This window comes from Streptomyces sp. NPDC097619 (assembly GCF_040302735.1).
Taxonomy (GTDB): domain Bacteria; phylum Actinomycetota; class Actinomycetes; order Streptomycetales; family Streptomycetaceae; genus Streptomyces.
This window is the reverse complement of sequence record NZ_JBEOSD010000081.1, coordinates 1-13,721: the sequence shown is the minus strand read 5'-3', so window position 1 is coordinate 13,721 and position 13,721 is coordinate 1. Positions and strand designations below refer to the sequence as shown.

The window sequence follows — 13,721 nt, the reverse complement described above, 5'->3', positions numbered from 1 at the left end:
CCCGTGTATCTCTCCACGATCGGCCGGACGGAACTCCCGGCCGACGCCGACGGGCCCGGGCGGCGCGGCCGGTGGACCCTGGCCGGCGGCAACGTGCTCGCCCTCGGCACCGTCAGCCTGATCACCGACGTCTCCGCCGAGATGGTCACCGCCGTCCTGCCCCTCTACCTCGTCCTGGGACTCCAACTCGGCCCGGCCGCCTACGGCGTGCTCGACGGCCTCAACACCGGCGCCACCGCCCTGCTCCGCCTCGTCGGCGGCTACCTGGCGGACCGCACCAGCCGCCGCAAGGCCGTCGCGGGCACCGGCTACGGCCTCTCCGCCCTGGCCAAGCTCGGGCTGGTCGTCGCGGGCGGCTCGGCCCCCGCCCTCGGTCTGGTGCTCGCCGCCGACCGGGCCGGAAAGGGACTGCGCACCGCCCCGCGCGACGCCCTGATCTCCCTGTCCGTGCCGGAGCACTCCCTCGGCCGGGCCTTCGGCGTGCACCGCGCCATGGACAGCGTCGGCGCCTTCGCCGGCCCGCTCGTCGCGCTGGCCGTGCTCACCGCGGCCGCCCAGTCCTTCGAGGCCGTGTTCGTCACCAGCTTCTGCGTGGCGGCCCTCGGCGTGCTGGTCCTCGTCCTGTTCGTCCGGGACCACCGCGCACCCCGCCCCCCGGCGGGCACCGTCTCCCCGCGGGCCGCGGCCGGACTGCTCGCCGCCGCCCCGGTCCGCAGACTCACCGCGGCCGCCTGCCTGCTCGGGCTCGCCACCATCGGCGACGGCTTCGTCTACCTGCTGCTCCAACGCCGCGAGGACCTGTCCATCGGCTGGTTCCCCCTGCTCGCGGTCGGCACCAGCCTGTCCTACCTGCTCCTCGCCGCCCCCCTGGGTGCCCTCGCCGACCGGATCGGACGGCTCCCGGTGATGCTGGGCGGCTACGCCCTGCTGGCCGTGGTGTACCTGCTCCTGCACGGCCCGCTCGACGGACCGGCCCTGCTGGTCCTGGCCGTCGCCCTGAACGGCGCCTTCTACGCCGCCACCGAGGGCGTGCTCATGGCCCTCGCCGGCCCGGTGCTGCCGGAGCGGCTGCGGACCACCGGCATCGCCCTGATCCAGAGCGGCCAGGCCCTCGCCTACCTCGGCTCCTCCGTCCTCTTCGGACTGGCCTGGCAGACCTGGGGCGCGGCCGCCGCGAGCCGGGGCGCCGCCGTGGCCGTGCTCGTCGCCGGAGTCCTGACCGCCCTGCTCCTCTCCCCCCGCCGCTCCCCCGGCCCGGCCTCCCGGCCCGGCCCGGACGAAAGGACCCCCACCCCCTCATGAACGGCCCCGCACAGCGCACCAAGGTGCTCGTCATGGCGGTGGCCACCGCCCTCCTCGCCGCCCTGGCCTGCGCCGCCGTCCTCATCGGCCGCGACCGCGCGGAACCGGCCCCCGGCGAGGGGACGGACCCGGTGGCGGCGGCCTCGCCCGGTCCCGCGGTCGGACCGCCCGGCGCCCGCCTGCGGGTGCTCAGCAACGGCCTGCTGTCCACCGTCGCCCTCGCCGACCCCACCGGCGCCCGCGCCGTCACCGAACGGCGCTGCGACCGCGCCTACACCGCGGGCGGCACCACCGCCTGCCTCACCCCGGCCGGCGCCCTGAGCGCGCCCCGCCTGCTCGTGCTCGACGAGGCGGGCCGCGAGCGCAGCCGCCTGGACCTGACCGGGCTGCCCAACCGCACCCGGGTCTCCGCCGACGGCCGCATGGTCGGCTGGACCCTGTTCGTCGGCGGTGACTCCTACGCGGGCGGCGGCTTCTCCACCCGCACCGGGATCCTCGACACCCGCACCGGGCGGGCCGTGCGCTCCCTGGAGGAGTTCACGGTGATCCGCGACGGGCGGCCGCGCCGCGCGGTGGACACCAACGTGTGGGGCGTCACCTTCTCCGCCCGCGACTCCTCCCGCTTCTACGCGACGGTCGCGAGCGGCGGGGTCCGCTCCCTGGCGGAGGGCGACTTGCGGGCCCGGACCCTGCGCGTCCTCGACGACGGCGTCGAATGCCCCTCCCTCTCCCCCGACGGCACCCGGATCGCCTTCAAGCAGGCGGTCGACGGCGACCCGGCCAAGGGCTGGCGACTGACCGTCCTCGACCTCGACACCCTGCGCCGCACCGCGACCACCGAGAGCGGTTCGGTGGACGACCAGGCGGCCTGGCTCGACGATCGGACGCTGGCCTACTCCCTGCAGCGCGGCGACGGCACCAACGACGTCTGGACCGTCCCCGCCGACGGCACCGGCACCCCCCGCCTGCTCGCACCGGGCGCCAACTCCCCCGCGGTGCTGCCTGCCGGACGGGGCACGAGCGGCGACTGAGCGCACCCGGGCGGGGAGCACACGGGAAGAGGGGCGGGGCGGAAACCCCGGCTTCGGGGAGAGGCGGGGAAGAGGGGGAAGGCCCCGCACGGCGAAACACGGACGTCATCCGCCGACCCTGGTGCGCCCCCACCGGTTGTGGTTACCTGGCCCCATGACCGTACTCGTGATGCGCCGCCACGTGGACTACGTGCGGGTCACGACCACGGCCTGTCCCGCCGCCTGACGCGGCGGCACCGCGCGGCACCGTTCCGCGCCCCGGCACCCACGGATCCCGGCCGACGCCGCCCGTGACGGCCCCTTCCCCGGCCGGTCCCCTTCCAGGACCCGCCGGCCGCGCCGCCCGCGCCCCTCCCCCGCGACCGCCCGGTCCCGGCCGCCCCGCGCCGCCGCCCCGGGTGCTCCGGGGGTCCCGCGTACCCGCACCCCGCCCCGCCCCCGCACCGAGGAGCACCATGAGCCGGCCCGTAGACGCCGCCACCGCAGGTCACACCCCCGACAGCGAGTCGCCCGGCGGAGCCTCGCCCGCCTGGTCCTTCGAGACCAAGCAGCTGCACGCCGGGGCCGCCCCCGACCCGACCACCGGCGCCCGCGCCGTGCCGATCTACCAGACCACCTCCTTCGTCTTCCGCGACACGCAGCACGCCGCCGACCTGTTCTCCCTGGCGGAGCCGGGGCACATCTACACCCGGATCCACAACCCCACCCAGGACGTCCTGGAGCAGCGGGTCGCCGCCCTGGAGGGCGGGGTCGCGGCCGTCGCCCTGGCCTCCGGGCAGGCCGCCGAGACCCTGGCGATCCTCAACGTGGCCTCCGCCGGGGACCACGTCGTCTCCAGCGCCTCCCTGTACGGCGGCACGTACAACCTCTTCCGCCACACCCTGCCGCGGTTCGGGATCGAGGTGTCCTTCGTCGAGGACCCCGACGACCAGGACGCCTGGCGGGCCGCGATCCGGCCGAACACCAAGGCCCTGTTCGCGGAGACCCTCGGGAACCCGCGGGGCAACGTCCTCGACGTGCGGGCCGTGGCCGACACGGCGCACGCGGCGGGCCTGCCGCTGATCGTGGACAACACCGTGCCCACCCCGTACCTGCTGCGGCCCTTCGAGCACGGGGCGGACGTGGTCGTGCACTCGGCCACCAAGTTCCTGGGCGGGCACGGCACCACCATCGGCGGCATCGTCGTCGACGGCGGCACCTTCGACTTCGGCGCGCACCCCGAGCGCTTCCCCGGCTTCTCCGAGCCCGACCCGAGCTACCACGGGCTCCGCTACTGGCCGGCCCTCGGGCCGGGGGCCTACGCCGCCAAGCTGCGGGTGCAGTTGCTGCGGGACCTCGGGCCCGCGATCGCCCCGCACTCGGCCTTCCTGCTGCTCCAGGGAGTGGAGACGCTGAGCCTGCGACTGGACCGGCACTCCTCGAACGCGCTGGAGCTCGCCCGGTGGCTGGAACGGCGGGACGAGGTGTCCGCCGTGCACCACCCGGGCCTGGAGTCGAGCCGCTGGTACGAGGCCGGCCGCCGCTACCTGCCGCGCGGGACCGGGGCCGTGCTCTCCTTCGAGCTGCGGGGCGGGGTCGAGGCCGGCCGGCGCTTCGTGGACGGGCTGGAACTGTTCAGCCACCTCGCGAACATCGGGGACGTCCGCAGCCTGGTCATCCACCCGGCGTCCACCACCCACAGCCAGCTCGACGCCGAGCAGTTGGCGGCGACCGGGACCACGCCGGGCCTGGTGCGCCTGTCGGTGGGCATCGAGAACCCGGCGGACCTCAAGGCGGACCTGGAGGCCGGGTTCCGGGCGGCGAAGGAAGCGTCCTGAACCGGGCCCCCGCGCACCGGACTCCCGCCGGTCCCCTGCCCGCCACCGGCGCGTGGCGGGCGGGGGACCCGGTGGGTCGCCGCCGGTGGCACCGGTCCGGCCGGCCCCTGCCGCTGGAGCACGGGGGCGAACTCCCGGGCGTGGAGCTGGCCTTCGAGACCTGGGGGCGGCTCGCCCCGGACCGGTCCAACGCGGTGCTGGTGCTGCACGCGCTGACCGGGGACAGTCACGTGGCGGGGCCGGCCGGGCCGGGGCATCCGACCGCGGGCTGGTGGGACGCTCTGGTCGGCCCGGGTCGGGCCCTCGACACCGACCGGTGGTTCGTGGTGGCGCCGAACGTCCTGGGCGGCTGCCAGGGCAGCACGGGACCGGCTTCGGTCGGACCGGGCGGGCGGCCCTGGGGCGGGGACTTCCCCCGGCTGACCCAGCGCGACCAGGTGCGGGCCGAGTCCGAGCTGGCCGACGCGCTGGGCATCGGGCGCTGGGCGCTCGTGGTCGGCGGGTCGATGGGCGGGATGCGGGCCCTGGAGTGGGCCGTGGGGGAACCGGACCGGGTGGCCGCGCTGCTGCTGTTGGCCTGTCCGGCGGTGGCGGCGGCCGAGCAGATCGCCTGGGCCGGCGCGCAGGTGGGGGCCATCCGCGCCGACCCGCACTGGCGGGGCGGGCACTACCACGACGCGGGGCCGGGGCGGGGGCCGCACGCGGGCCTGGGCACGGCCCGGCGGATCGCGCACATCACCTACCGGTCGGCGACGGAACTCCAGTCCCGTTTCGGGCACTTCCCTCAGGAGGGCGAGGATCCGCGGTACGGCGGCCGGTACCGGGTGGAGTCCTACCTGGACCACCAGGCGGCGAAGCTGGTGCGCCGTTTCGACGCCGCGAGCTACGTCACCCTGGTCGAGGCCATGAACACGCACGACGTCGGGCGGGGCCGCGGCGGGACGCGGGCCGCCCTGGGCCGCGTCCGGGCCCGCACCCTGGTGGCCGGGGTGGACTCGGACCGCCTGTACCCCCTCGCCCAGCAGGAGGAGTTGGCGGCGGGCATCCCGTCGGCGGACGGGCCGCGGATCGTCACCTCCGCGTCCGGGCACGACGGCTTCCTGCTGGAGACGGCCCAGGTGGGCGCCCTGGTACGGGAACTGCTCGGGCCGCCCGCGCCGGCCTGAGCGGCACCCGGGCCGGGGTACGGGTGCCGCTCAGGCGGGACCCACCCGTCGGCGGCTGACGGTGCCGCGTTCCTCGGCCACGTACAGGGTGCCGTCGGGGCCGAAGGCCAGGCCGTGGGGTTCGCTCGCCGGGCCGCCGAGGGGGTGTTCGGTGAGGGTGCCGTCGGGGCTGACGGAGCCGAGGCGTCCGGTGCCCCAGGCGGTGAACCAGCAGGTGCCGTCCGGGGCGACGGTGACGGCGTGCGGGCGGGCGCCGGGGTCGGGGAGCCGCCAGGAGGACCAGGCGGCGGGGCCGGTCGGGCCCTCGGGCCGGTACCGGCCGATCCGGCCGGCGGCGATCTCCGCGAACCACAGGCTGCCGTCCGGTCCGGCGGCCAGCCCGACGGGGGCGCCGCCCGATTCGGGCAGCGGGTGCAGCTCCACCTCCCCGGTGACGGTGATCCGGCCGAGGGCGTGGGCCTGGTTGAGGGTGAACCACAGGGCCCCGTCCGGGGCGGCCACCAGGAAGGAGGGGAAGCCTCCGGTGTGCGGCAGGGGGAAGGTCCGCACCCGGCCCTCGGTGTCGACGCGGCCGACGCGGTCGGTGTCCATCAGGGTGAACCAGACGGCGCCGTCGGGTCCGGCGGCGATGCCGTACGGGCCGCCGGTGCCGCCGGGCAGGGGGTGGGAGCGCGAGGTGCCGTCGATGTCGATGCGGCCGATGCGGTGGTCGCGGTGGCGGGTGAACCAGAGGGCGCCGTCCGGTCCGGTGGTGATCAGGGTGGGGCCGCAGTCGGGGGCTCCCAGGTCGAACTCGTCCACGGTGCCGGCGGCGGGGTCGATCCGGGCCACGCGTCCGGCGTGCACGAGGGTGCACCAGAGGCGGCCGTCGGGTCCGGCGCACAGGGCGTACGGCCCGGAGCCGGGGGTGGTCGGGGTGAACTCTCCGAGCGGGGTGACGGTGGTGGTCAAGGGTTTCCTTCCGTACGGGGCGTGAAGTGGCGTCCGGGAGCGGGGGCCGGCGGGGAGGCCGGGTCAGCGGTCGGCGGCGACGGGCTCGGGCGCGGCGAGGGCGAGGCGGGGGCCGGTCCATCGGGAGCGGAGGCTCCGGTCGTGGCTGACGAGGGCCACGGCACCGGGGAAGTCCGCGAGGGCGCGCGCGAGTTCCTCGGACAGGGCCGGGGAGAGGTGGTTCGTGGGCTCGTCCAGGAGCAGGACGTCGGCCGGTGCGGTGACCAGCCGGGCCAGGGCCAGTCGCTGCCGCTGCCCGCTGGAGAGGGAGCGGACCGGGGCGGTGAGGACGGTCGGGTGGAACAGTCCCAGGGCCAGCAGGTCCTCGGCGTGATCCTGCGGGGTGCCGGTCCGGCCCCGGGCGAAGGCTTCGAGGAGGGTGCCCGCGGTCGGGGCGGGCGCGGCGTGCTGGGCGAGCAGTCCGGTCCGGCCGCTGCGGTGGACGGCTCCTCGGTCGGGGGCGAGGGCGCCCGCGAGCAGGTGCAGGAGGGTGCTCTTGCCCGCGCCGTTGGGTCCGGTGACCAGGAGGCGGTCGCCCGCCGCGAGGCTCAGGTCGACGGGAGCGAGCCGGCCGTGCAGCGCGACGCCCGTGACGGTGAGCAGCGGGGTGCGCTCCCCCGGGCCGTCGGCCGCGGGAGCCGGGGTGGCGGTGCGGGGGATCGTCGTGAAGCGCAGCGGTTCGGGCGGGGCGGGGACGGGGTGGGCGAGGAGCCGGGCGAGGCGTTCCTCGGCCGCGCGGACGCGGCTCGCGAGGGACTGCTGCACCCGGCCCGCCGCCCGGTCGTAGGCCATCTTGTCGCCGTCCTTGCGGGCCCGGCCGGGGGCGACGCGGCGGGCGGTGCCGGCGGCGGCCCCGCGCCACCGGTCCGTCTCGGTCCGCCAGGCGGCGTGGGCCTCGGCGCGGCGGCGGCGCTCGGTCTCGCGCGCGGCCAGGTATCCGGCGTAGCCGTCGCCGTGGCGGGCGGTGCGGTGGAGGTCGCCGTCGACCTCCAGCAGGGAGGTGGCGACGCGCTCCAGGAAGAGGCGGTCGTGGGAGACCACCACGGTGGTGCCCCTGCGGTGCCGCAGGTACTCCTCCAGCCAGGTCAGGGCGGCGTCGTCGAGGTGGTTCGTCGGTTCGTCGAGGAGCAGGAGCTCGGGGTCGGCGGCGAGCAGGGCCGCGAGGCGGAGGCGGACGGTCCGGCCTCCGGAGAGGCGGTCCACGGGGGTCTCGCGGGGCAGCGCCGGGAGGCCGAGCCCGTGGAGGGCGCGCTCCAGGCGGGCCTCGGCCCCGTACCCGTCGCGGAGTTCGAAGGCGGTGAGGGCGTCGGCGTAGTCGGTGAGGGTGGTCGCGGAGGTGTCGCCGGAGGCCATCCCGGCCTCCAGGGCGCGCAGGCGGGCTTCCAGGGCCCGCGGAGGGGCGAGGGCGCGCTCGATGAGCGCGTGGACGGTCAGCCCGGGTGGCAGGTCCTCCTCCTGGGCGAGGTGTCCGGTGCCGCCCTCGGCGTGGCGGAAGACCTCGCCGTGGTCGGGTCGTTCGGCGCCGGCGAGCAGCCGCAGGAGGGTGGTCTTGCCGGATCCGTTCTCGCCGACGATGCCGAGGCGTTCGCCGGGGCGGACGGAGAGGGTGACGGAGTCGAGGACCGGGCGGCCCCCGTAGGACTTGGTGAGGTCAGTGGCGGTGAGCTGGGCGGTCACGGTGCGGCTCCGGGGGTGCGGGGGCGGGGGCGGGCGGTGCGGGAAGGCGGCGGATCTCCATGGGACTCTCCCTTAAAGCGACAGATGTTGCGTTAAGATCCTGACATGGACGAGGACGCGGCGGCAACAGCACTTTCCGGCCGGGACGGCACGCCCGCGAAGCAACGGCGCACGGGGGGCCGCAGCGCACGGGTCCGCGTCCGGGTGCTGGAAGCGGCCGGCGCCCTGCTGCTGGAGGCCGGTTACGACGCCTTGACCGTGGACGCCGTGGCCGAACGGGCAGGGGTGCACCGCACCACGGTCTACCGGCGCTGGGGCGATGTCGGGCGCCTGTTGGCCGACCTCCTCGACGCGGCGGCCGACGACGGCTGGGACCCGCCCGACACGGGATCCCTGGAGGGCGACCTGACGGCCCTGAACGAGGAGGTGCACACGGCACTGGCCGCCGGCGGGCCCACCCTGACCACGGCCCTGATCGCGGCCGGGTTCCGCTCGCCGGCGGCGGCCGCGGCCCTGTCCCGGTTCTGGGAGGACCGGTACGCCCGCTGCGCCGTGACGGTGTCCCGGGCCGTGGCGCGGGGCGAGCTGGCGGCGCCGGTGGACGCGCGGGCGCTGCTCGTCACCGCGACCGCACCGCTCTACCACGAGCTCCTGCTGCTGCGGACGGGACCGGACCCGGGGCTGCCCGCTCGGGCCGCCGCGGCGGCCGCGGCCGCCGCCCGGGCGGGTGCTTTCGGCGGGGCGGCCCGCGCGGCCCACCCTTAGCGGGTCGACCGGGGACGCGGGCCTCAGGCGCGGCCGGGGCGTTCCAGGGCGTACACCTCGGACGGGGGCTCACCGGGGGCGTAGCGGTCGGAGCGGCCCTCGAAGCGGAGACCGGCCTTCTCGGCCACCCGGGCCGAGGCGGGGTGACCGGGCGCGACGAGGGCGACCAGCCGGCCCACCCCCGCGGCCCGGGCGTACCGGACGGCGCCGAGGGCGGCCTCCGTGGCGTAGCCGCGGCCCCAGTGGGCGGGGGCGAGGTGCCAGCCGATCTCGTGCTCCCCGGGCGCCCCGTCCAGTGGCCGCACGTACACGTCGCCGAGGAATCCGGCGCCCTCGGCCTCCACGGCCCAGAATCCGCAGCCGGGCCCGCGCAGGGCCACGGTCCGCCAGCGGCGGATGTCGGCGGCGGTCTCCTCCGGGTCGACCGCCGGCCGGTCGCCGGTGAAGCGGCACACCTGCGGATCGGACCACAGGGCGAAGGCGACGGCCGTGTCGGCCGCGCGGAAGGCGCGCACCGTGAGCCGGGCGGTGCGGAACACCACGGACCGCGCGGCGTCCTCGGCCGCCCCGCTCGGATCGGGTCCCGCACCGGGCGCGGGCCCACCGACCGGGCCCGGTCCGGGCCGGTCCGCGGTCACCGGTCCAACTCCAGCGGGCGGGCCGGGGCGCCGTCGCGGAGCAGGCCGGTGAGCAGCTCACCGAGGGCGCGGGGCCCGAACAGGTCGGGGCCCCGGTATCCGGTGATCTCCTCGGGCCGCCACCAGCGGAACCCGGTGATGTTCTCGGCGGCCAACTCCTCCGTGGAGAGGCTGCCCGCGGGTCGGAAGGCGGCGGCGCGCACCAGGAAGTAGTCCATGAGGACCCCGTCGTAGCCCTCCGCGTAGCCGGGGTCGAGCACCCTGCGCCGCCACACGTGCGGGGGCTCGCCGGTCACCCGCAGGCCGGTCTCCTCCCGCATCTCGCGGCGGAGGGCCGCGTACCGCTCCTCGCCGGGCTCCACTCCCCCGCCGGGCACGGACCAGACGGCCCGGTCGGGGAAGGAGAAGCGACAGAGCAGGATCCGGTCCTCCTCGTCCAGGACGATCGCACGGACGGAGTGGCGCAGTTTCACGGAGGACATCGATCCAGGCTAGGCGCCGCGATGCGAGGGGGCCACCGGATTCGGCGGGTCGCGGACACGGCGGTATGCGGCCAACTTGCCTCGACGGCGCGGAGCATGGGGCCGGACGGCGCCATGGAACCCGTCCGCCCGGTGCCGGAGCGGAATCCGGGCCCCCGCCCTCCGGCGGTGTCGCGGGGCCATCGCACGGCCGTCACGCAACGGTCACGGGACGGTCCACGTCCCGTCAAACCCGGGGAGCCGCGGCTGACTTGAAACCGCGCACCCGGACGCGGCCGCGACCGAGCGCTGTTGATCACCTCCCTCGGCCCGCACATACTGCGCGGACCGGCGGCGGCGCTCTGCCCCATGGCCGGACCCTGATCATCCACTTCAGCCCTGAGCTCCTGGGGGAGACTTGCGCGCACGAGTGCGTCCCGCACGCGCCCTGACCGTCGCGGCAGCCGCCGCGGCGGTCCTGGCCACGACCGTGACCGGTCCCGCGACCGCCGTCACCACGACCGCGGAACCCGCGGCCGGAACCGTCCCGACCACCGGCGGCCACCAGCGGATCCCGCTCGTCACGGGCGACCGGGTGCTCGTGGCCCCGGGCGGCCGGGTGGTGGGCTTCGAGCCCGCCGCGGGCCGCGAGCGGGTGCCCGTACGGATCCAGCGCACCGGGGACCGCACCCTGCTGCTGCCCGCCGACGCCGAGCGGCTGATCGCCGAAGGCCGCCTGGACGAGCGGCTGTTCGACGTGGTCGGGCTCGCCGACCCGGCCCTGCGACGCAGCCACGGCGACGGCCTCAAGCTGATCGTCCAGTACGCGGGGGCCGCCGCCCCCGCCCGGTCCGGGCTGCGCGCCGCCGGGACCACGAAGGTGCGCCGGAGCCTGCCGACGCTCAACGCCGAGGCCGTGCGCACCTCCCCGGCGGACGCGGCCCGGGTGTGGAAGGCCCTCACGGACCGCCGGCGGGACGGGGCACGGGCCACCGCGTCCGGGATCGCCCGGGTCTGGCTGGACGGGGTGCGCCGGGCGAGCCTGGACCGCAGCGTCCCGCAGATCGGGGCGGACCGGGTCCGGCAGGCCGGGTACGACGGGACGGGGGTGCGGATCGCCGTCCTCGACACCGGGGTGGACCGCACGCATCCGGACCTCGCGAGCCGGGTGAAGGCCGAGCGGAACTTCTCCGATTCCCCCGACACCGCGGACCGGGTGGGACACGGCACGCACGTGGCCTCCACCGCCGCCGGCACCGGGGCCGCCTCGGGCGGCCGGCTCGCGGGGGTCGCCCCCGGTGCCGAGCTCATCAGCGGGAAGGTGCTGGGTGACGAGGGGTACGGGGAGGACTCCGCGATCGTCGCGGGCATGGAGTGGGCCGCCGCCGAGGGCGCGGACATCGTCAACCTCAGCCTGGGCAGCCCGGACTCCCCCGGCACCGACCCGTTGGAGGCGGCCGTCGACCGGCTCTCCGCGGAGCGGGGCGTCCTGTTCGCGGTCGCCGCCGGCAACGACGGGACGGCCGGCGCGTCCACGCTCGGCTCGCCGGGCACCGCGGACGCCGCGCTGACCGTCGGCGCCGTGGACAAGGAGGACCGCCTCGCCCCCTTCTCCAGCACCGGCCCCCGCCTCGACGACGGGGCCGTGAAGCCGGACGTGACCGCGCCGGGCGTGGCCGTCACCGCGGCCGCCGCCCCGGGCAGCGCCCTGGACACCCGGCCCGGGATCCCGCACCCGACCCCCGGCTACCTCTCGCTGGACGGCACCTCCATGGCCACCCCGCACGTGGCGGGGGCCGCCGCCCTCCTCAAGCAGCGGCACCCGCGGTGGAGGTCCGTCGAGCTGAAGGGCGCCCTCACCGCCTCCACCGAGGGCGGCCCGTACACCGCCTACCAGCAGGGCACCGGTCGGATCCGGGTGGACCGGGCGCTGTCCCAGAGCGTGATCGCCGACCCGGTGTCCCTGACCTTCGGCACGGCCCGCTGGCCGCACGCCGACGACGAGCCGGTCACCCGGAAGGTCGGCTACCGCAACCTCGGGACCACCGACGTCACGCTGGAGCTGTCCGTGGCCGGGGTGGACCCGGCGGGCCGACCGGCCCCGGAGGGGTTCTTCCGGCTGGGCGCGGACCGGGTGACGGTGCCGGCGGGCGGCCGGGCCGAGGTGGCGCTGACCGCCGACACCCGTGTCGGGGACGCCGACGGCACCTTCACCGGGTACGTGACGGCCGCGGCGCCGGGTCAGTCGGTGCGCACGGCCGCCACGGCGGTCCGCGAGGCCGAGTCCTACGACCTGACCCTGCGGGCCCTGGACCGGGACGGGGCCGAGGCCGCGCACTACACGCACACCCTGGTCGGGGTGGACGGCCCGGCCAAGGGCTTCGGGACTCGCATCGACAGCGTGCCCGGCGCGCAGACGGTCCGCGTCCCCAAGGGCTCGTACATGCTGGACACCGCCGTGTACCGGGACCCCTCGGACCTGGCGGCGGGCTCGGACTGGATCTCCCGGCCGAAGCTGGAGGTCACCCGCGCCACCCGGATCACCGCGGACGCCCGCACCACGAAGCCGGTGGACCTGACCGTGCCGGGCATCGCCCGCGCCGATTTCGGCGGCTCGTACTACGAGCGCGCCACCCCCGCGGGCCGGGTCGGGAACGGCTGGGTGCTGCGCGGGTTCACGGGCTTCCGCACCGCGCACGCCGGTCCGGCCGTCACCGACGGTTCCCTGCTGCAGACCTGGGACGCGCACTTCCTCAAGGGCGCGACGGCCCAGTACGCCGTGGCCTTCGGCGGTGCGGTGCGCAAGCTCGCCACCGGGTACGCGCGGCACGTGAAGCGCTCCGGGCTCGCCGTGCTGAAGGTGTCGGCGGGGGCCTCCGCCGCCGGCAAGACGGTGTTCACCGCGCCCTTCCCGCAGCTGCCGGGCGCGCCCCTGGGCAACGGCTACGCCGCTCCGATGGCCGCGCCGTCCACCCGCACGTTCTACCTGTCCACGGCCGACGGGGTGCGCTGGACCACCCGCTCCGACCAGTACGGGGCCCCCGGGGAGCACGGCTTCCCGGTGTTCGACAGCAGCCACGAGACCGTCGTCCCGCAGCGCTACGAGGCCGGCCGCACCTACCGGGAGACCTTCAACACCGCCGTGTTCGGGCCGCTGTTGACCACGGGCCGGGGCGTGTTCCGCACCGCGCCCGACCCGGAGACGGGTGAGCAGCACCTGGTGGCCTCCGTGCCGCTGCTCGCCGACGGGCGGGGCCACCCGGGCTTCTCCACGTTCACGAAGGTCCGCTCCGTGCTGTACCGCGACGGGGTCGAGGTCGCCGAGAACGACGACCCGCTGAGCGGGTACGTCCCGTTCACGGTCGGCGCGGGAGAGGCCGCGTACCGGCTGACGGCCGTCGTGGAGCGGTCGGCGGAGGTCGCCGGCACCGCGAGCCGGGTCGAGGCGAGCTTCTCCTTCCGCTCCGGGCCGGTCACGGACACCACGGCGCTGCCGGTCTCCACGGTCCGCTTCGCGGTCCCGGTGGACCTCGCCTCGGGCGCCCCGGCGGGTCGTACGGTGCGGGTCCCGGTGACCGTGCAGGGTGCGGCGGCCGACGGGAACCTCGGTTCCCTCGTGGTGTCGGTGAGCCGTGACCGGGGGAAGACCTGGCAGCGGCTGACCGTGAAGGACGGCGCCGTGTCCGTGCGGAACCCGGCGGCGGGCGAGAGCCTGTCCTTCCGGGCCCGGGTCACGGACGGGCAGGGCAACACCTCCGCCGTCACGATCCGGGACGCCTACCTGGGCAGCCGGGGACCCGTACACCGCGCTCCCCGGCTTCGTCCGCTACCTCCAGGTCTTCGTGCTCGTCCCCGGGGCCGGGGTGCTGCTGGT

Annotated in this window: 9 protein-coding genes and 1 pseudogene; 6 read left to right on the top strand and 4 right to left on the bottom strand. The window is 76.8% G+C overall.

The window, feature by feature from the left end; translation table 11 throughout:
- Positions 1-3: 3 nt before the first annotated feature.
- The 4 genes from ABTZ17_RS21835 (at position 4) to metX (ending at position 5,316) form a co-directional block, all read left to right on the top strand.
- On the top strand, positions 4-1,302 hold the full coding sequence (locus tag ABTZ17_RS21835) for an MFS transporter (protein ID WP_352197342.1): 1,299 nt from the start codon (positions 4-6) through the stop codon (positions 1,300-1,302).
- A complete protein-coding gene (locus tag ABTZ17_RS21830; RefSeq protein ID WP_352197341.1) occupies positions 1,299-2,333 on the top strand; it encodes a hypothetical protein in 1,035 nt (344 codons plus the stop codon). The genes ABTZ17_RS21835 and ABTZ17_RS21830 overlap by 4 nt, the downstream gene beginning before the upstream one ends.
- Before the next feature lie 455 nt (positions 2,334-2,788).
- A complete protein-coding gene (locus tag ABTZ17_RS21825; RefSeq protein WP_352197340.1) occupies positions 2,789-4,150 on the top strand; it encodes a bifunctional o-acetylhomoserine/o-acetylserine sulfhydrylase in 1,362 nt (453 codons plus the stop codon).
- Complete coding sequence (gene metX, locus ABTZ17_RS21820) at positions 4,147-5,316, top strand: homoserine O-acetyltransferase MetX (protein WP_352197358.1); 1,170 nt, start codon at positions 4,147-4,149, stop codon at positions 5,314-5,316. Before ABTZ17_RS21825 ends, metX begins: the two co-directional genes overlap by 4 nt.
- Before the next feature lie 30 nt (positions 5,317-5,346).
- Here the strand turns inward: metX and ABTZ17_RS21815 are convergent, their stop codons facing one another.
- Both ABTZ17_RS21815 and ABTZ17_RS21810 read right to left on the bottom strand, forming a co-directional pair.
- A complete protein-coding gene (locus tag ABTZ17_RS21815) occupies positions 5,347-6,267 on the bottom strand; it encodes a Vgb family protein (protein ID WP_352197339.1) in 921 nt (306 codons plus the stop codon).
- A gap of 63 nt (positions 6,268-6,330) precedes the next feature.
- A complete protein-coding gene (locus ABTZ17_RS21810; RefSeq protein ID WP_352197338.1) occupies positions 6,331-7,983 on the bottom strand; it encodes an ABC-F family ATP-binding cassette domain-containing protein in 1,653 nt (550 codons plus the stop codon).
- A gap of 105 nt (positions 7,984-8,088) precedes the next feature.
- Here ABTZ17_RS21810 and ABTZ17_RS21805 point away from each other — a divergent pair, with 105 nt between their 5' ends.
- Positions 8,089-8,748, top strand: coding sequence for a TetR/AcrR family transcriptional regulator (locus ABTZ17_RS21805; protein ID WP_352197337.1), 660 nt, complete (start codon positions 8,089-8,091; stop codon positions 8,746-8,748).
- A gap of 23 nt (positions 8,749-8,771) precedes the next feature.
- On the opposite strand, the gene ABTZ17_RS21800 is transcribed toward ABTZ17_RS21805, so the two are convergent.
- Positions 8,772-9,290 (bottom strand): GNAT family N-acetyltransferase, encoded by a 519-nt coding sequence (locus ABTZ17_RS21800; RefSeq protein WP_352197336.1) that lies wholly within the window; start codon positions 9,288-9,290, stop codon positions 8,772-8,774.
- Positions 9,291-9,382: 92 nt separating this feature from the next.
- Positions 9,383-9,868, bottom strand: coding sequence for an NUDIX domain-containing protein (locus ABTZ17_RS21795; protein ID WP_352197335.1), 486 nt, complete (start codon positions 9,866-9,868; stop codon positions 9,383-9,385).
- A 409-nt stretch (positions 9,869-10,277) separates the two neighbouring features.
- Between ABTZ17_RS21795 and ABTZ17_RS21790 the strand changes: the two are divergent.
- Positions 10,278-11,744, top strand: a pseudogene (locus ABTZ17_RS21790) (S8 family peptidase); the annotation flags it as partial.
- Between the last annotated feature and the right edge of the window lie 1,977 nt (positions 11,745-13,721).

Coding starts and splice junctions, on each gene's coding strand:
- ABTZ17_RS21830 (WP_352197341.1), top strand. CDS start 1,299: ATGAACGGCCCCGCACAGCGCACCAAGGTGCTCGTCATGGCGGTGGCC.
- ABTZ17_RS21795 (WP_352197335.1), bottom strand. CDS start 9,868: ATGTCCTCCGTGAAACTGCGCCACTCCGTCCGTGCGATCGTCCTGGAC.
- ABTZ17_RS21805 (WP_352197337.1), top strand. CDS start 8,089: ATGGACGAGGACGCGGCGGCAACAGCACTTTCCGGCCGGGACGGCACG.
- ABTZ17_RS21825 (WP_352197340.1), top strand. CDS start 2,789: ATGAGCCGGCCCGTAGACGCCGCCACCGCAGGTCACACCCCCGACAGC.